The 18,548-nt window shown below is 46.3% G+C and carries 12 protein-coding genes and 1 pseudogene; 5 read left to right on the forward strand and 8 right to left on the reverse strand.

Annotation, left to right across the window (positions count from 1 at the left end):
- Window positions 1–34 precede the first annotated feature (34 nt).
- From hldE to KW548_15880, 3 genes are all read right to left on the reverse strand, one after another.
- Window positions 35–1,465, reverse strand: a complete 1,431-nt coding sequence (gene hldE / locus KW548_15870; protein QXX06508.1) for a bifunctional D-glycero-beta-D-manno-heptose-7-phosphate kinase/D-glycero-beta-D-manno-heptose 1-phosphate adenylyltransferase HldE — start codon at window positions 1,463–1,465, stop codon at window positions 35–37.
- 60 nt (window positions 1,466–1,525) lie between these two features.
- Complete coding sequence (gene glnE, locus KW548_15875) at window positions 1,526–4,366, reverse strand: bifunctional [glutamate--ammonia ligase]-adenylyl-L-tyrosine phosphorylase/[glutamate--ammonia-ligase] adenylyltransferase (GenBank protein QXX06509.1); 2,841 nt, start codon at window positions 4,364–4,366, stop codon at window positions 1,526–1,528.
- Window positions 4,367–4,464: 98 nt separating this feature from the next.
- Entirely contained in the window at window positions 4,465–5,721 is a 1,257-nt protein-coding gene (locus KW548_15880; protein QXX06510.1) for a methyl-accepting chemotaxis protein, read from the reverse strand.
- A gap of 119 nt (window positions 5,722–5,840) precedes the next feature.
- Here KW548_15880 and KW548_15885 point away from each other — a divergent pair, with 119 nt between their 5' ends.
- Window positions 5,841–6,605 carry a potassium channel family protein gene (locus KW548_15885; protein ID QXX06511.1) on the forward strand — a complete coding sequence of 255 codons (765 nt, stop codon included), beginning with the start codon at window positions 5,841–5,843 and terminating at the stop codon, window positions 6,603–6,605.
- A 28-nt stretch (window positions 6,606–6,633) separates the two neighbouring features.
- On the opposite strand, the gene KW548_15890 is transcribed toward KW548_15885, so the two are convergent.
- Window positions 6,634–8,151, reverse strand: coding sequence for an inorganic triphosphatase (locus KW548_15890; protein QXX06512.1), 1,518 nt, complete (start codon window positions 8,149–8,151; stop codon window positions 6,634–6,636).
- Window positions 8,152–8,355: 204 nt separating this feature from the next.
- On the opposite strand from KW548_15890, the gene KW548_15895 reads away from it, so the two are divergent.
- The 3 genes and pseudogenes from KW548_15895 to KW548_15905 all read left to right on the forward strand — a co-directional run bounded on the left by KW548_15895 (window position 8,356) and on the right by KW548_15905 (window position 11,193).
- A complete protein-coding gene (locus KW548_15895) occupies window positions 8,356–9,036 on the forward strand; it encodes a TIGR00153 family protein (protein QXX06513.1) in 681 nt (226 codons plus the stop codon).
- 130 nt (window positions 9,037–9,166) lie between these two features.
- Window positions 9,167–10,426, forward strand: coding sequence for an inorganic phosphate transporter (locus tag KW548_15900; GenBank protein ID QXX06514.1), 1,260 nt, complete (start codon window positions 9,167–9,169; stop codon window positions 10,424–10,426).
- A 154-nt stretch (window positions 10,427–10,580) separates the two neighbouring features.
- Window positions 10,581–11,193 (forward strand): annotated as a pseudogene (locus KW548_15905) (SH3 domain-containing protein).
- Window positions 11,194–11,232: 39 nt separating this feature from the next.
- Here the strand turns inward: KW548_15905 and KW548_15910 are convergent.
- Complete coding sequence (locus tag KW548_15910) at window positions 11,233–12,009, reverse strand: general secretion pathway protein GspB (protein ID QXX06515.1); 777 nt, start codon at window positions 12,007–12,009, stop codon at window positions 11,233–11,235.
- Window positions 12,009–13,616 (reverse strand): AAA family ATPase, encoded by a 1,608-nt coding sequence (locus KW548_15915; GenBank protein ID QXX06516.1) that lies wholly within the window; start codon window positions 13,614–13,616, stop codon window positions 12,009–12,011. Before KW548_15915 ends, KW548_15910 begins: the two co-directional genes overlap by 1 nt.
- A gap of 90 nt (window positions 13,617–13,706) precedes the next feature.
- Here KW548_15915 and KW548_15920 point away from each other — a divergent pair, with 90 nt between their 5' ends.
- Entirely contained in the window at window positions 13,707–14,918 is a 1,212-nt protein-coding gene (locus KW548_15920; GenBank protein QXX06517.1) for a multifunctional CCA addition/repair protein, read from the forward strand.
- Between the two features lie 59 nt (window positions 14,919–14,977).
- Here the strand turns inward: KW548_15920 and KW548_15925 are convergent.
- A protein-coding gene (locus KW548_15925) for an IS3 family transposase (protein ID QXX06518.1) occupies window positions 14,978–16,137 on the reverse strand; the annotation gives its coding sequence in 2 pieces (ribosomal slippage) (window positions 14,978–15,870 and window positions 15,870–16,137; 1,161 coding nt in all).
- A 1,058-nt stretch (window positions 16,138–17,195) separates the two neighbouring features.
- The gene (eno, locus tag KW548_15930; protein ID QXX06519.1) at window positions 17,196–18,494 is read right to left on the reverse strand and encodes a phosphopyruvate hydratase; all 1,299 of its coding nucleotides are present in this window, start codon (window positions 18,492–18,494) and stop codon (window positions 17,196–17,198) included.
- Window positions 18,495–18,548 lie beyond the last annotated feature (54 nt).

Consider the following 18,548-nt stretch of genomic DNA (forward strand, 5'->3'; position numbering starts at 1 on the left):
GGCAGAGCCTAATAACACTCTGCCGGATATTTCTTTAGCCTTTGCCGCCTTTGATTGCGTCAATGATCTCAGTCGTTGAACAGCCATCTTCAAAGTTAAGTACTTTCACTTCGCCACCATTAGCGATCACTTCTTTACCACCAGCAATTTCTTCAGGTTTATAGTCTCCGCCTTTTACTAGCAAGTCGGGTAACACTTCAGAGATCAAGCGCTGCGGCGTGTCTTCACCGAAAGGCACCACCCAATCAACCGCACCAAGACCTGCTAATACCGCCATGCGACGATCAGTAGGGTTTACAGGGCGACCTGGGCCTTTAAGGCGTTTTACTGATTCGTCGGTATTGACAGCAACAATCAAGCGATCACCTAGCTCAGCAGCGTGGTTTAGGTAAGAAACATGTCCAGCATGTAGAATATCGAAACAACCATTGGTCATCACTACCTTCTCGCCTTTCGATTGTGCATTCTTCACAGCATCAATCAGCGCCTGTTCGGTGATAACACCAAAATCAGTGTCTTGGCTGCCATGGACCGCTTCCGCCAGCTCAATGGTCGATACTGTTGATGTACCTAACTTACCTACTACGACGCCTGCTGCTGCGTTTGCCAATGCACAAGCTTCATCAAGCGGTTTACCCGCAGCGACCGATGCGGCAAGGACAGAAATAACCGTATCGCCTGCACCTGTCACATCATAGACTTCTTTGGCAAGAGTCGGTAAATGGAACGGCTCCTGACCACGACGTAGTAATGTCATACCATGCTCGCTGCGCGTCACGAGAAGTGCTTCAAAGTCGAACTCTTCAATCAGCGCTAAGCCTTTATCGACCAGTTCTTCTTCAGATTTGACCTTACCCACCACATGCTCAAATTCTGCCATGTTAGGAGTCAGTAGTGTTGCACCACGGTAGCGTTCAAAGTCCGCTCCTTTAGGGTCAATAAACACAGGAACCTTGGCAGCACGTGCTTTCTGAATGAATTGCTGAACGTGATCCAATGCACCTTTCGCATAATCAGACAGAACAACCGACTTCACTTTTGGCAATGCCTGTTCCATACGGTCTAAAATCAGCTCGGCATCGGTGTTTTCAAATTTGTCTTCGAAATCTAAGCGGATCAGCTGCTGACCACGGCTCAAAACGCGAAGTTTAGTAATGGTTGGATAGTTTGGCAGAGCCACAAAGTCACACTTTACTTTGAGTGCAGACAGCGTCTCATTGAGCACTTTGGCAGGCTCATCAATCCCAGTTAAACCTACGATATGCGCATGGCCGCCCAAAGAAGCAATGTTCATTGCTACGTTAGCTGCACCGCCTGGACGCTCTTCGTTATTTTCTACTTTTACTACAGGAACTGGCGCTTCTGGGGAGATGCGTCCAGTCGGGCCATACCAGTAACGATCAAGCATCACGTCACCTATGATCAATACACCAGAATCACTATAGTTCGGTAGGATTGGTTTCATTATGGGTCTCCAAATTCTAATTCGGGCAAGAGTTTAACACAGGGGATAAGGACCCTAAACCTATTCTAGCCACTCCAGCCAAAGCGCTTTAACAAGCTCTCGCTCTTTGGTCAGTTTTTCTTCAGCTACGTCCGCATCAAGATTGAGTAAATTGCGATGATGAATTTGATCACGCATCCTTGTGTATGCCTGAGTCAACGCCATCGCTGGGGCTTCATCCAGAATGCCTTGTGACATCATAGATTCAAAAATTCGGACGTTATCACTCCATCGAGTCAGCTTAGGCTTTTCGTGACTAAACCTTAAGACCAGATATTGGGCAAGAAATTCCACATCGGTAATACCACCAGGGTCTTGCTTAAGCATAAAACGACCTAATTTTTTTCCACCCAGATGTTCACGCATTTTCACTCGCATTTCAGCCACATCCTTTTTGAGCTTTGATTCTTCTCGCGCCAAACTCAAAATATCATGCCTTGTTTGAGAAAATGCCTGTTGTAGAGGTTGATCGCCGTAGATCATCCGGGCTCTGACTAACGCTTGGTGTTCCCATGTCCAGGCTTCAGTATGCTGGTATTCATCAAATGCATCTGCCGGGCTCACTAATAAGCCTGAAGCTCCGGATGGGCGCAGACGAGTATCCGCTTCGTATAAGATGCCTGATGCCGTTCTCGTTGAGAATATATGGATGATACGCTGCGCCAAACGTAAGTAAAACTGACGACCATCAATCTCTTTTTTGCCATCAGTATAAGTATGAACAGGGCAATCATGCATAAAGACGATATCTAGGTCTGAGTTATAGCCCAACTCCCACCCGCCGACTTTGCCATAGCCAATCACAGCAAAACCTCGGCCATCTCTGTCTTTAATATGCGTTGGCTCACCATATTTCTCGACCATTTGCAGCCACGCTTGATTCACCACAGACTCCACAATCGCTTCAGCGAGGTAAGTTAGGTGATCACTGACTTTCATGACAGGCAGCACTCCTGCAATGTCTGCAGCAGCGATACGCAAAATACAGATCTGCTTAAACTGACGCAGTGCTTCCATCTGCTGCTCCATATCGTCTTCCGGGATACGAGCGAGGAAGTCACGCAGTTCAGTGCGGTAGCTTTCCAATGGTACGGGATTGTATAACTGCTGAGGGTCAATCAACTCATCAAGCAGAATTGGATAACGACCAAGTTGCTCCGAGATCATCGGGCTTGCGGTACACAAACGAACGAGCTGAACCAGCGCCGCTTGGTGTTCGTCTAGTAGCTCTAAATACGTGGTTCGAGTGACAATCTTATGCAATAAATGCAAAACGCGCGGCAGGCCAAACTTGGCATCTTGATGGCTATAAATGGCCGAGAAGATCTTAGGCATCAGCTTGTTAAGCACTTCACGGCCACGCGGACCGAGGGTTTTCTTAGCCAAATCTTGCTTAAATTGGATAATGGTTTGCGCCATTTGCTGCGGATCATCGGCTTGAATATCATGCTCTAAGATATGCACAATGACGTCTTGTTTGGCCGCCATATCCCACAACTCGGTAAAGTGCTTGGCAATATCTTGCTGATCTTCCTCTTCCTCACCGATCAAAGTGGCAAAAACAGCGTGAACCTTGGCCATATGTTGTTGAACATCAGCAATAAGCTCTGGCCACTGGCTATAACCCATCGCCACCGCTAACTGAAGCTGTTCAGTATCCAATTCCGGCAAGGTCTGAGTTTGCTTGTCTGCCATCGCCTGCAACAAATTCTCAAGTCGACGCAAGAATTTATACGACAGCTTAAGCTGACTGACTTCTTCACTGGTAAGCTGTTCTAACTCTTCAATCGCGTCGAGGGTCACCAACAACCCGCGTTGACGCAGATTCGGTTCACGGCCGCCACGAATCAACTGGAATACCTGTGCGATAAACTCAATTTCACGAATTCCGCCCGCACCGAGTTTAATGTTGTTACTTAACCCACGTCGACGAACTTCGCTGCTGATCATCGACTTCATACGTCTCAGAGATTGAATCGCGCTGAAGTCAATATAGCGGCGGAAAACGAACGGACGCAACATCTGACGCAGTTCTTGATACTGTGGGTACATTTCCCTCCCCATCACTCGCGCTTTAATCATTGCGTAGCGTTCCCAGTCGCGCCCCTGCTCCTGATAGTAATCTTCGAGCGCTGCGTAGCTCATCACCAAAGGTCCGCTGTCACCGAAAGGACGCAAGCGCATGTCAACACGATAGCAGAAGCCATCAAAAGTCTGCTGGTCAAGGGCCTTAATGATCCTTTGACCTAAACGAGTAAAGAACTGAGCATTAGCCAGACTACGACGTGTTCCTTGAGTTTCACCGTTCTCGGGATAAGTAAAAATCAGATCGATGTCAGAGGAGAAATTCAGTTCGCCGCCACCCAGTTTCCCCATACCAATGATCAGCATTGGCTGTGCCTCGCCGGCTTCATTGCAAGGTGTCCCCCACAAATCACAGCACGCTTTGTATTGCCACTGGTAAGTTTCAAAGATCACCGCTTCTGCTAGTTGAGACAAATGCTCTAGACTCTGTTCAAGCGCCCAGCTACCAACAAAATCTTTCCACGCAATATAAGCCATCTCGCGATTGCGAAACTGCCTTAAGACTCTATGGCCTTGCATTTCATCACTACACTCTGCCAGTAAGCCTGCTAGACGCTGTCGATATGTTTCGTGTCGAGATTCTACCTCCAACATCTCTGGAAAATGTTGATGCAAATACTCATCTTGCTGAACAGTATCGACAATAAACTGGCTCAATCCGGCCACATAACTGAGTTCCTTGCGGCGACACTCAGGCCATTCCTGAATGGCCTGATATTGCAGTAGGGACTCTAGAGCAATCTGGGAAACAGAAGCAAGACTCGCGGGCAGTTGCATGGATCTTCCTTGGGTCAATAAATTCGTTGATAGGGATTTATACCAATAAAAAACGCCCACTAACAATGAGTGGGCGCTTATTCGTACCATTATGGTGCTCAGACTTTAAAGGATGTGATCTTGGCATCCAGAGCTTCGGCATTCTTCTGCATGATCTCTGACGTTTCAAGCAGTTCAGATACCACGGTCACCGACGCCTCGACTAACTCACGGACGTTCGTCAGGTTCTGATTCATCTCTCCAGCAACACTGCTTTGCTGACCAGCCGCTGTCGCAATCTGGAAATTCATATCATTGATTTGCTTCACTTGTACCACGATTCCATCCAATTCACTCCCAGCATTGGTGACTAACTCCACACCTTCGGCAGCTTCAACCACACTTTGCTCCATAAGCTCAACTGCTGAGGTGGCGCTGGATTGTAACTGGGTGATCATATCCTGAATTTCTACCGTCGCATTCTGAGTACGCTGCGCCAAACTGCGAACTTCATCCGCAACGACGGCAAATCCACGACCAGCTTCACCAGCGCGTGCAGCCTCGATCGCTGCATTCAAGGCTAACAAGTTCGTTTGTTCAGAAATACTTTGAATCGTTCCGACAACACTGCCTATCGACTCCACACTCTCTTCGACCTGATTCACTGCTTGTGCAGAAGCGGAAATATCTTTCGATAGCTGGCTGATCTTATGAACAGTCCCCTGAACAAAACGCTGGCCGCTTTCCGCCTGACCAGAAGCATTTTCTGTTAAAGAAGATGCGCTCTGAGCGTGGTCAGCTACGGTTTGTACCGTAGACGACATTTCGCTCATTGCCGTCGCCAGTTGGTCGATTTCATGAAACTCTTCTTGTGCCGACTCTTTTGTTTCCGACATGCTCAAGGTCATAACTTCTGTCAAACCTGCTAATTCCTGTGACGCATCAATTTGTAGCTTGATCATTTCCTGCAACTGCACTCTCGTCTTTTCCAATTCACGAGCTACATCGCCATATTCATCCTTACAATCCATCTCAATAGCTACCGATAAGTTGCGGTCCGCCATTAACTTAATCGAATCACTCAGATATTGTGTTTGACGCAGCATGATACGTGCAGCAAAAAGAAGTAGAACGACAAATACTATGATCATGATCGCTGTCTGCCATGCTACTTGCACCATGTATGCCTCATAGTGCTTCTGAGCAACCTGAGCATTTTGAGTAGCCGCGAGCAGGGCGTTATAGAAGGTACTTGCATCCCATAATTGTTTGGCGATGATCAAAATGGTACTGAACACCATCAAGAGCACCATTTTGGGAACGAGGCGAATATCCGTTATCACTCGCTCCCATGGCTTAAATGCCATCTTGGTCATTGTTAGTTCTCCGCTAAGTCTTATATATTTGTTGTTATTCCTGATAGCAGTCAGGACGATATAAACTTCCGCTCGTTACTATCGGTAGATAGCGAATATGTATTTATTTAGAGCCTCGTATGAATAGAAATGATATCAAATTTGATACAAAACCAATGAGCTTGCTGTCACTAATTCTGTCATTTATGGCGCTGTTTGTGATATCTGGTTTGCTGTTCTTCCCACTTAGTACTCAAACACGCCAAGTCTTTATCGGCTTAGACTTTATTATCTGTAGTGTCTTTCTTCTCCAGTTGAGCATAGACTTGATCCGCTCAACAGATCGTATGCAATTTATGAAACGACACTGGATCGACTTCCTTGCCAGTATCCCAATGATCGAGCCATTGCGCTTTGCTCGCCTGTTCCATATCTTGCGCGTGATTCTGGTCATTCGCTCCAGTAATTTCATTATCAAACAGCTGTTAGTCAATCGTCGTGAAACCACTCTAGCTTCTATTTTGCTGCTGATGGTTGTCTTACTCACTCTAGGCTCAAGCATGATGTTGTTTGTGGAAGGCAAATCTCCAGATGCCAATATCCAAACTGGAGGAGACGCCATGTGGTGGGCACTGGTGACCATCTCAACAGTAGGTTACGGTGATCACTTCCCTGTCACGGATGCAGGAAAGATCCTCGCCTCTGGGCTTATCATTTGTGGTGTGGGCATTTTTGGTATGATTTCAGGTTTAATCACCTCATTGCTCACCTCACCAACAGAGGTTCAAGCTAAGCGTTCCGAGAACAAAGAACGTCTACTTCTAGAATTGGTTGCAAAACAGGACGAAATCCTAAAGAGGCTCGATAGGCTGGAACAACAAAATCAACAAAAACGGGAGCCTTAAGGCTCCCGCTTCAATAGTCATAAATGGATTAATCTTGCCAGTATGGTTCTGCTTCAATGCAGATCACACGAGTCTGTTCCATAGCATGAAGAATGGAACCTTCCTGACGGGACAACCAACGCTGGAGCTGCTCTTTCTCTTCTCCTTCGAGCTTATCGACCATATTGCCTAGTGTGCGAAGTTTAATCAGATCATCAATACCATGAAGTAAATCACTCCATGGTACGCGAAAGTTGTTGCGCTCTTCGAAATCAAACAGGCTAGCAAAGCTCACACCAGTATAAAGGTTTCGCCTCAAACGATATTGCTGATCGATGTAATCCTGACTATTTAACGACCGTTCAGGTGGGAACGCTTCCATTAATTCGGCCCAAGTACGGTCAAGTTGCTTAATAGAGAAAGGTTCAATCGTCAGCGCCATCTTATCGCGCGCCTTATCATCAAGAAATGGCTGCCAACCACGTGTTAAAATCCAACGGCTTAAGTCAAGTAGAAGAGCGGTATATCTGGCGGAATTGAGAAGCGTCAGTATCTCTGCGCGATCCGGCAACGCTTCCTGGACAACTTTGAGCTCACCAACCAAAAACTTACGCGCATCAAGTTTACGCAACGCATGGCCCTTATCATCTAGGAGTGCTTCAAGGTAATCATAATCATTCAACCACTCTAAGCCCTGTTCAAGCCACTTGAGTTCCTGACGAACCAACGCGCTCGCTCGGCGTGGCACTACACTACCATATACTGTAAGAACCTGACGGATAAAACTGATGGCATTCCTAATTTCATGCAAAGCATCAATAGATTCTCGCTCAGCATAAATTTGCTCATGATAATGCCAATGAGAAAGTCCATGCTCTAGAGAATGAACAAAGCAAGACTCGACAGTGTCATGTTTGTCTGTACTCACCAAGGCAATAGGTTTAACGTCATCTCCAGTATAGCCACTAGCAAGACGATAACCTTTTGCTGCTTTGCTCAGGTTACCTAATCGCATCCCGCCTTCTTCAGAAAAACAACGCGCTAATGTAAACAATGCATCAGTTTGACCGGACTTTAGTTCCAGCTCCACTTCGCAAATAGGGTCTTCTTTGTCACCAGATTCGACTTTACCTTGATCAAACGCCACTTCAATCTGGCTGCCATCAGGCATCGCAATCAACCACTGTTCCCGTGTGAAGTTAGTAGAAAAAAGCGGAACAAGTTCCGACTGGAGCGTTTCAGTATCTTTACCTATCGGCCAGATATCAGAAGGATGGAGAGAAAGAAGCGGATTATTGCTGTGATGTTCGGCATTAAACTCAGGTCGTTGGTGTAATCCTGCTACCACACGTCCGGAAGTCTTGACCGTCTGGACATACACATCGTCAAAACGACGGATTCTCAAACCAATGTCATGCTGACGTAACCAATTGTCGGGAGTATCGAAGTAGGTATTCCCTAACTCACGACAGCTATGCTGAAGTACTTTCTCTTGAGCAATCTTTTTTCGTAAAGTATTTGAAAAATCAGGAGAAACAAAAAACTTCAGTTCTATCTCGGTTTCCATAGTTATACCTTTTAAAGCAGATACAAACAGGATATTGCCAATTTTCGTACTGGGCAAGAAAGAAATATCACAGCAATGATGATCTAAAACAGTTTTAATGATGGATTTAATGCGTTACCATGCGCGCCTTTATAGCCATCGTTCAACATTTCACCATGAATGGTGTATGTTATTTTTAGGTTATATTAATTAGGTTGACTGACCATGCCAGTAAATACAATTATGGGGTTATTTGCAAAGTCCCCTATTAAGCCTTTGCAGCGCCACGTAGTGTGTGTCAACGAATGTTGTTCTCACCTTGTTAACTTTTTTGAAGTAAGTTCAAAGGGTGACTGGGAGAAAGCTTCAGAAATTCGTGCACAGATTTCTCATCTTGAGAAAGAAGCTGACGTACTTAAGCGCGAAATTCGCCTTAAACTTCCTCGCGGTTTGTTTATGCCAGTAGATCGTAGCGACATGCTTGAACTACTGACTCAGCAAGACAAACTGGCAAACCTCGCAAAAGATATTGCTGGCCGTGTCTACGGTCGTCAATTGACTATCCCAGAGCCTCTCCAAGAAAACTTCATTGCGTATGTTAAACGTTGTCTCGACGCAGCGAATCAGGCGCAAAAAGTCATCAATGAGCTCGATGAGTTATTGGAAACTGGATTTAAAGGCCGTGAAGTGACACTTGTGGCTGAAATGATCCATCAACTGGATGTGATTGAGGACGATACAGACGCGATGCAGATTCAGCTTCGTCAACAACTGATGGCGGTTGAAAACGATCTGAATCCGATCGATGTCATGTTCCTCTATAAGATTCTTGAATGGGTAGGTGGCATAGCTGATCAGGCGCAACGTGTTGGTGCGCGTCTTGAGCTAATGTTGTCTCGCTCATAAATAAATAAGTTAACCAAATAACGAAGAGCATCTTAATAGCACTCCCCTTATAGGCGTAAAATAATGAAACGCTGAAGGGGTTTTGTCGTGCCTAATTTGCTCCGCTTGTTATCAACAACTAGGTATTACGATGGATATCCTTGCGAACTACGGCACTGTCCTGATTATTATTGCAGCAGTTTTTGGCTTTATGATGGCGATTGGTATTGGCGCGAATGATGTAGCCAATGCGATGGGTACATCAGTGGGTTCTAAAGCGCTGACTGTAAAACAAGCGATCATTATCGCGATGATTTTTGAATTTGCAGGGGCATACCTTGCAGGCGGTGAGGTCACTGACACCATCCGTAAAGGCGTCATCGAAACGTCACTCTTTGCCAGTCAACCGGACGTACTTGTCTTCGGCATGATGTCAGCGCTACTTGCAGCTGGTACTTGGCTTCTTCTCGCTTCTTATATGGGCTGGCCCGTTTCGACCACTCACTCAATCATTGGTGCCATCATTGGTTTCGCCTGTGTCTCTGTAGGTACAGAAGCGGTTGATTGGGGCTCAGTCAAAGGCATAGTCGGTAGCTGGATTATTACTCCGGTCATCTCAGGTTTCTTTGCCTATGTCATTTTCGTTAGCGCCCAACGCCTCATTTTTGATACAGAGAAGCCACTCTTCAACGCAAAACGGTTTGTACCTGTCTACATGTTCATCACTACGATGGTGATTGCACTGGTTACCATCAAGAAAGGCCTAAAGCATGTTGGCCTCCACCTTTCTGATGGTGAAGCGTGGGTATGTGCAGCGGCAGTATCTGCCTTAGTCATGGCTGGAGGCTACTTCTACATCCAGAAGAAATTCTCAAGCCGAGAAGACGATCACGGCTTTGCAGGCGTAGAAGGCATCTTCAGCGTACTTATGGTTATCACTGCGTGTGCAATGGCATTCGCCCACGGTTCAAACGACGTTGCTAACGCTATCGGTCCTTTGTCTGCGGTAGTTTCTACAATTGAGCACATGGGTGAAATCACAACTAAGAGCGCTATCGCTTGGTGGATTCTACCTCTTGGTGGTTTGGGTATCGTTGTCGGTCTGGCAACGCTTGGTCACAAAGTCATGGCGACAGTTGGTACTGGTATTACTGAACTAACTCCGAGCCGTGGCTTTGCCGCTCAGCTAGCAACAGCATGTACCGTTGTACTGGCCTCTGGTACTGGATTGCCAATATCTACCACTCAAACGCTAGTTGGTGCGGTTCTGGGTGTCGGCTTTGCTCGCGGTATTGCTGCACTCAACCTAGGTGTAGTGCGTAACATCGTTGCATCATGGATTGTAACTTTGCCAGCTGGTGCACTCTTAGCGGTTGTGTTCTTCTACGCAATTCAAGCTATGTTCATCTGATAAGCAAGTCAATGACGTGTTAACTCACTGTCATTATTGACTCAAATCCACAGAAAGGGAGGCTAAGCCTCCCTTCTTTGTTGCAGTGACTGGGGAAACTACTTACTATTTGGCATTAGCAAGTTATAGACACAAGACTGTTAAAGGATTTACCGTGAAAAAACTGGTTTGCTTCGTTCTAGCATCAATGCTCGCTGTTCCAGCAGCAATGGCTCAAGATCGATACATTTCTGATAAGCTATTTACCTACATGCACTCTGGTCCTAGCAACCAATTCCGCATCATCGGCAGTGTCGATGCCGGTGACAAAGTGAAGCAACTTTCGACTGATCGCGATACCGGTTACACCCAGATAGAAGATGCCAAAGGTCGCAAGGGCTGGGTAGAGAGCCGTTTCGTCACAAGACAAGAAAGTATGGCGCTTCGTTTGCCTAAACTAGAAAAAAGAACTGGCCGATGTTAAGGGCAAACTTGCGAATGCACGCTCTAGCGCGGACCAGGAAAAAGCAGGGTTGGCAGATTCACTGGAAAACCGCAATCGTCAAATTGCTGATCTCGAGAAGAGCTATGGTGAAATCAGTCAACAACTGACAGCTTCGCAGGAAGAAGTCCGTAACCTACGTGCCAAACTGGACACTCAGAAAGATGATTTATTACTGAAGTACTTTATGTACGGCGGTGGCGTAGCGGGTATTGGACTGCTGTTTGGCCTGATCTTGCCGCACATTGTTCCACGCAAAAAGCGCTCTCCATCTGGCTGGGCCTAAATACAGAATATAAAAAAGGTCGCTCTGGCGACCTTTTTATTATCCTTTCCAATCATATAAAGCTGGCACTTCAATCACCGAGCCTTTAAATGAAATCGCACTGCGCTGCGGTTCGATATGCTGCAGTTGAATGTCATTACTGATCCAGTCACCTTCGCGATACTCGATGCCATTAACTTTCACCCAACGTTTATCAGGATTGCTTGAGTAAACATGGGTCTGGAAATTCATTGGCGGTAACTTTCCTTGCCACTGGCGACTGTGTACCGCAAGATCGGACGCCTTGCTGTCATCATACTTCGGCTCAGGGGTTGTACTTGATTCCAGAGCCGATTCAACCCGCATGGCAAGCTCAGGCGATAAACCTGATAAATCCAAGCCATCTAGTAGCGTATTGTTTTCTGACTTAGGAGTATGCTGAACACTCGGTTTTACAGGTACCTGTGGTTGAGCCTTGGGAGTTTGATCTTGTTGACCTACCAGTTCTATACGATCAGTATCGGTCTTAGCATATTCATAAGTTTCGCGAAGGCCACTAAATGACGGATAAAGCAAAGTTTGATACGCAAACGGGACTTCTAGCACTTGAGGTTTCGCTTGATGACTTGCTTGCCATTCCACTCGTTGATCGAGGTAGCTCTGGTATGTGCTTAGGGCTCCCGTTACCAACGCAGGGGCTACAACAACCGTAGCTAATAACCAGCCTGATACAGTCCGTCGAGATCGAGGATCATTGACCGACTGGTAAAGATTCATATTGCTAAACGTCTGATGGTGTTGCTCTGAGTGTTCTAAAGCCTGCAGTACTTTTGACATTATGCTTTCTCCTCTGAGGCCGTTAACGAAGGGGCATGCTCTTGAGAGAGCTTTTCAAGACGCTCCAAGGTTCTTCGCCCTGCAATGCCATCAACATGGAGACCCTGCCATTGTTGGAACAGTTCAACCTTGCGTTTGAGCTCATGATCATAAGCATCGGACTCCCCTTCCGACTCACCCAGAACTTTAGATAGACGTTCATCTAATTCAGCGATTGCTCGTCCTGACATATTAGGTTTAAGAGTCTGATGCCAGTAACTTTGCCAGATCTGGTGATATTGCCCCTGCCAGAGCTCTTTGAGTTTGGTGATAGGCAATTCGATTCGCTCCATTCCTAACAATAGCTGAGCCGAATTCGGTGTGAGTTTATATAGCACAGCATAACTTTGCAGGCCGTCTTTGCTGAGGGACAAGAGTACGGGAACATCCCCTTGCCTGAGCGTATTTAACGTGCCTCGTGATTGAGTACAGCGAAACACACTTTGATCACTTTGCTGACAAAGACGCTCAGCGACAGATGGATTAAAACCCCATACATGGTAAAGCTGCGCAATACCCTGCTGAAAATCCGTTGCACGAGCAAGAGAGGACTGTAGTTCAACAGGGAAGACTTCCTTTTCTAACACTTCAACATCTGACACTGGATACGCTTCACTCAGGTACGATTCAATTGACGCATTCAGAAACCTAGGAGTCAACCAATAACTACCGACAGCGAATATTGCCCCAACGGCAGCAGCGATAGTCAGAGGAGAACGGCGTGGCAATGAAGGCGTAGATAGAACCGATTGATATGAGGTTTGAAAACTCATCACCTCTTCACAAGCCGCTTCGACACTAGAATGACTTGGTACCGTTTCACCAATACTATACGCTCGTTTCAAAGCAGCATCACAAATCAGATTAATCAGGCGTGGTATGCCCAGCGACTGATGTGCAATATGTTTGAGTGACTTAGCAGAGAACAAACTCACTTCACCACCCGCCAACTCAAGACGATACTGAATATAATTAGCGGTTTCTTTGCTATCCAATGGTAATAGGTGGTATCGCCCCGTAATACGCTGCGCTAGCTGGCGTAATTGAGGCATCTGCAATTTCTGCTGCAATTCTGGTTGGCCAACGAGTAGCACTTTGAGTAGCTTCTGGTTGTCCGTTTCAAGATTGGTCAATAAGCGCAACTGTTCTAGCACTTCAGCGGACAAATGCTGTGCTTCATCAATCACCAGCAAAGTCTGAATACCGTTCGCATATGTACTGAGCAAAAATTCATGAATCTTCTGATTCAGTTGTTTGAGCGTTGCGCCAGATTGATACTCAATAGAAAATTCATCGCAGATTGCTTCAAGCAATTCTATGCTTGAAAAGGTAGGGTTGAGGATTAAACCGGGCTGAGTATCCGTGCCGAGTGATTTCAGCAATGCACGTGCAACGGTTGTCTTACCTGTTCCCACTTCACCAGACAGCATCGCAAAGCCCCCACCCTCGCCAAGGCCCGCTTGTAGGCGAAACAGCGCTTCTTTATGCCTTTGGCTTTGGAACAGGAAACGAGAATTCGGCACAATCGAAAACGGCAGCTCTGTGAATCCAAAATGTTGTTTATACATACTTCTCGTCTCTGGGAATTTACCGATAAGAAAAGTACCATTGCTGGCATAAATAGCCAATTCTAAAATCCGAATTTAAGAGAGACATCTGTGCAAATATTTCTGGTTGGTGGTGCAGTCCGCGATAAACTGCTGAAAATCGACGTTTACGACCAAGACTGGGTAGTAGTTGGCGCATCGCCTCAGCTTTTGCTCGAACAAGGATTTGTCGCTGTTGGAAAGGACTTCCCCGTGTTCCTGCACCCAAAAACCAAGCAAGAGCATGCCCTAGCAAGAACCGAACGCAAAACAGGTTCGGGCTACAAAGGCTTTGATTGTTATTTTGCTCCTGATGTCACCCTTGAAGAAGACTTAATCCGCCGAGATCTGACCATCAATGCAATGGCAGAAGATAAGCAAGGTCGGATTATCGACCCTTACGGCGGCCAAAAAGATCTCAATGATCGCGTTCTTCGCCACGTTTCAGGTGCTTTTACAGAAGATCCTCTTCGCGTACTCAGAGTCGCACGTTTCGCGGCGAAACTACATCACCTTGGTTTTACTATCGCCCCAGAAACTCAACAGTTAATGGCTCAGATTGTCGAGTCTGGAGAACTTGCGCATTTAACAGCTGAGCGTGTGTGGCAGGAATGGCACAAATCGCTCTCAACCCAAGATCCGCAGGTTTTTCTATCGGTGCTACGCGACTGCGGTGCCCTCAAAGTGATTCTTCCTGAACTGGATCGCTTGTTTGGTGTACCTCAACCAGAAAAATGGCACCCGGAAATCGATACAGGTATTCATAACCTTTTAGTGGCGAAACAGGCTGCTTTGCTTAGCCCATCAACCAAAGTGCGCTTTGCTGCTCAGATGCATGACTTAGGCAAAGGCGTGACACCAAAGGATGAATGGCCAAGTCATAAAATGCACTGTCATACAGGGCTGAAGCTGATTAAATCGCTGTGTGAACGTGTCAGAGTCCCTAATGAATATCGTGACCTCGCATTGATGGTCTGTGAGCAACACTCCAATATTCATCGAGCTGCAGAACTTCGCCCAGAAACCAAGCTCAAGGTTCTGAGCAAGTTTGATGTTTGGCGTAAACCAGAGCGCTTAGAAGACATTCTGATTTGTTGTATGGCTGATAGTCGTGGACGCACTGGGTTTGAAGATATCGACTACCCGCAAAAAGCCATTTTTGAGCAAGCCTATCAAGCCGCACTTTCCGTCAACGTGCAAGACATTATTAAAGATGGGTTTAAGGGTGCGGGAATAAAAGAAGAAATGGAAAAGCGCAGAGTCGAGGCGATTCGAAGCGCTTAAGGAGATGCCCTGCTCCTTCCTTCGTCAATCTAAACTTATATTGTCATCCTCTGTAGTGGTCAACAAATTCCGGACACTAACTTAAGCCGATTTTCGGCAGTAACTGGGGACAGCCCATCATTTGCTTGATGAGGCCGGTGCCTATTGTAGTAATTCATTAAGTAATAGCTGATATCCCTCTTTGCCTGAGTTTGGGTTAAATATCCTGTCGCTGGTATCCATTCGGTTTTTAGGCTTCTAAATAGCCTTTCCATAGGAGCATTATCCCAGCAATTACCTCGACGACTCATGCTCTGAGTTATGCGATATCGCCAAAGCCTTTGACGGTATTTTAGGCTACTGTATTGGCTTCCTTGGTCTGAGTGGAACATCACGTTGTTAGGTCGTCCTCGTTGTTCCCAAGCCATGTCCAAGGCTTTGCAAGTCAACTCTGCATTAGGTTTGTCTGATAGTGCCCAACCCACTACACGACGGCTAAATAGGTCGAGTACAACAGCCAGATAACTCCACTTTGAACCGCACCAGATGTAAGTAATATCGCCACACCAAACTTCATTTGGAGTGGTAACAGAGAACTCACGCTTCAACCTATTGGGGATATCTGGTCGCTCTAGCTTAGCCTGCTTATAGCGATGCGAGCCCGGTTGTTTGCTTATCAGCTCTGCTTCTTGCATAAGCTTACGTACTTTGAAACGTCCGACATCAAAGCCTTCAGACTTCAGCATAGAAGCAAGAGTTCTGCTACCAGCAGCGCCGCGACTCATGTTAAAGAGCTGCTTCATTCTGCTGGCTAACCGAATGCGATTAACATCCGGCTTTCGTTGTTTAAACTCGTAGTAGCAGGAAGACGCAACATCGAACAGCTCACAAAGAACTTTGACCGTTTCGTGCTCCCTCAACTGGTCAATTAGCGAGAACGTTCTAGTTCGTCCGACATTAAGAGAGCTGTAGCTTTTTTTAGTATGGATTTTTCTCTTTCTAAGCGATTAATCCTAGCTTCTAACTCTTGGATCTTCTGCTGTTCTGGCGTCAAAGCTTTAACCGTTGGCGTTTCTCCGCCACGCTCAATCTTTAGTTGCTCGACCCAGCGTCGTAAGGCTGTATCACCGATGTCTAGAGAGCGTGCCGCCTCAGATATTGAGTAACCTTGATCAAGAACCAAGCTTGCAGCTTCTACTTTGAATTCAGAAGAAAATGTACGTCGTTGTCGTTTTGTCATTGAACACCTCATGTATGGTGGAGACTTTACCACCTAATTTGGTGTCCGGGATCATTAAACCACTACACTCAAGAGTGAGGAACGAGCGAGTTAGGGATCTCTTGAAGCGAGCCGAAAGTTTTAGGAGATTACTTACTCTCTCCTGCGTCGTTCTATGGAATGACACGAAATCCAAACCCGTCATCCTCAAGAGTGAGGAACGAATGAGTTAGGGTTCTCTTGAAGCGAGCCGAAAGTTTTAGGAGATTCCTTACTCTCTCCTGCGTCGTTCTATGGAATGACACGAAATCCAAACCCGTAATCCTCAAGAGTGAGGAACGAATGAGTTGGGGCTCTCATAAAGCGATACGCATGCCTTAAGAGATTCCTTACTCTCTCCTGCGTCGTTCTATGGAATGACACGAAATCCAAACCTGTCATCCTCAAGAGTGAGGAACGAATGAGTTGGGGCTCTCATAAAGCGATACGCATGCCTTAAGAGATTCCTTACTCTCTCCTGCGTCGTTCTATGGAATGACACGAAATCCAAACCCGTCATCCTCAAGAGTGAGGAACGAGCGAGTTGGGGCTCTCATAAAGCGATACGCATGCCTTAAGAGATTCCTTACTCTCTCCTGCGTCGTTCTATGGAATGACACGAAATCCAAACCCGTCATCCTCAAGAGTGAGGAACGAATGAGTTAGGGTTCTCTTGAAGCGAGCCGAAAGTTTTAGGAGATTCCTTACTCTCTCCTACGTCGATCTAAGGAATGACACGAAATCCAAACCCGTCATCCTCAAGAGTGAGGAACGAATGAGTTGGGGCTCTCATAAAGCGATACGCATGCCTTAAGAGATTCCTTACTCTCTCATGCGTCGCTCTATGGAATGACACGAAATCCAAACCCGTCATCCTCAAGAGTGAGGAACGAACGAGTTGGGGATCTCATAAAGCGATACGCATGCCTTAAGGGATTCCTTACTCTCTCCTGCGTCGATCTATGGAATGACAAATACAAAAACGCCCCCGAGATCGGAGGCGTTTTTTAAAGATTTCAGCCAATAATTCAAACTATAAATTATTGACCTTTAACTTCTTTCAGACCGTTGTAAGGAGCACGCTTACCTAGTGCTTCTTCGATACGGATTAGCTGGTTGTACTTAGCAACACGGTCAGAACGGCTCATAGAACCCGTCTTGATTTGACCTGCAGCTGTACCTACCGCTAGGTCAGCGATAGTTGCATCTTCAGTTTCGCCAGAACGGTGAGAGATTACTGCAGTGTAACCTGCATCTTTAGCCATCTTGATTGCAGCTAGAGTCTCAGTTAGAGAACCGATTTGGTTGAACTTGATAAGGATAGAGTTAGCTACGCCTTTCTCGATACCTTCAGCAAGGATCTTAGTGTTAGTAACAAATAGATCGTCACCTACTAGTTGAAGCTTGTCACCTAGTAGTTCAGTTTGGTGCTTGAAGCCATCCCAGTCAGACTCGTCTAGACCGTCTTCGATAGAAACGATTGGGAATTGGTTAGCTAGCTCAGCTAGGTAGTGGTTGAACTCTTCAGAAGAGAAAGTCTTACCTTCGCCTTTCATGTTATAGATGCCTGCTTCTTTGTCGAAGAACTCAGATGCTGCACAGTCCATCGCTAGAGTAACGTCTTTACCTAGTTCGTAACCAGCAGCTGCAACAGCTTCTGCGATAACTTCTAGAGCTTCAGCGTTAGACTTAAGGTTAGGAGCGAAACCACCTTCGTCACCAACTGCAGTGCTGTAGCCTTTAGACTTAAGAACTTTAGCTAGGTTGTGGAATACTTCTGCACCGATACGTAGACCTTCTTTAAGAGTCTTAGCGCCAACTGGTTGGATCATGAACTCTTGGATGTCAACGTTGTTGTCTGCGTGCTCACCACCGTTGATGATGTTCATCATTGGTAGAGGCATAGAGAACTGACCAGCAGTACCGTTTAGCTCAGCGATGTGCTCGTATAGAGGCATGCCTTTAGCCGCGGCAGCAGCTTTAGCGTTAGCTAGAGAAACAGCTAGGATTGCGTTAGCACCGAACTTAGATTTATTCTCAGTACCGTCTAGCTCGATCATTACTGCGTCGATTGCAGCTTGGTCTTTAGCGTCTTTACCCACTAGAGCTTCAGCGATTTCACCGTTTACCGCTTCAACAGCTTTAAGAACACCTTTACCTAGGAAACGAGCTTTGTCGCCGTCACGTAGCTCAAGAGCTTCACGTGAACCAGTTGATGCGCCAGATGGAGCAGCAGCCATACCTACGAAACCGCCTTCTAGGTGTACTTCAGCTTCTACAGTTGGGTTACCACGTGAGTCGATGATTTCACGACCTAGAACTTTAACGATCTTAGACATTAATGTTTCCTCTCGTTCAAATATAAATGTCAAATTTAAAAGGCAGCAGCACAA

It is taken from the genome of Vibrio neptunius (genome assembly GCA_019339365.1).
Lineage (GTDB): Bacteria > Pseudomonadota > Gammaproteobacteria > Enterobacterales > Vibrionaceae > Vibrio > Vibrio neptunius.

Bases quoted from the DNA above. Each gene is read 5' to 3' on its own strand.
- eno (QXX06519.1), bottom strand. From the start codon at position 18,494: ATGTCTAAGATCGTTAAAGTTCTAGGTCGTGAAATCATCGACTCACGT.
- glnE (QXX06509.1), bottom strand. From the start codon at position 4,366: ATGCAACTGCCCGCGAGTCTTGCTTCTGTTTCCCAGATTGCTCTAGAG.
- hldE (QXX06508.1), bottom strand. From the start codon at position 1,465: ATGAAACCAATCCTACCGAACTATAGTGATTCTGGTGTATTGATCATA.
- KW548_15880 (QXX06510.1), bottom strand. From the start codon at position 5,721: ATGACCAAGATGGCATTTAAGCCATGGGAGCGAGTGATAACGGATATT.
- KW548_15885 (QXX06511.1), top strand. From the start codon at position 5,841: ATGAATAGAAATGATATCAAATTTGATACAAAACCAATGAGCTTGCTG.
- KW548_15895 (QXX06513.1), top strand. From the start codon at position 8,356: ATGCCAGTAAATACAATTATGGGGTTATTTGCAAAGTCCCCTATTAAG.
- KW548_15890 (QXX06512.1), bottom strand. From the start codon at position 8,151: ATGGAAACCGAGATAGAACTGAAGTTTTTTGTTTCTCCTGATTTTTCA.
- KW548_15900 (QXX06514.1), top strand. From the start codon at position 9,167: ATGGATATCCTTGCGAACTACGGCACTGTCCTGATTATTATTGCAGCA.
- KW548_15915 (QXX06516.1), bottom strand. From the start codon at position 13,616: ATGTATAAACAACATTTTGGATTCACAGAGCTGCCGTTTTCGATTGTG.
- KW548_15910 (QXX06515.1), bottom strand. From the start codon at position 12,009: ATGTCAAAAGTACTGCAGGCTTTAGAACACTCAGAGCAACACCATCAG.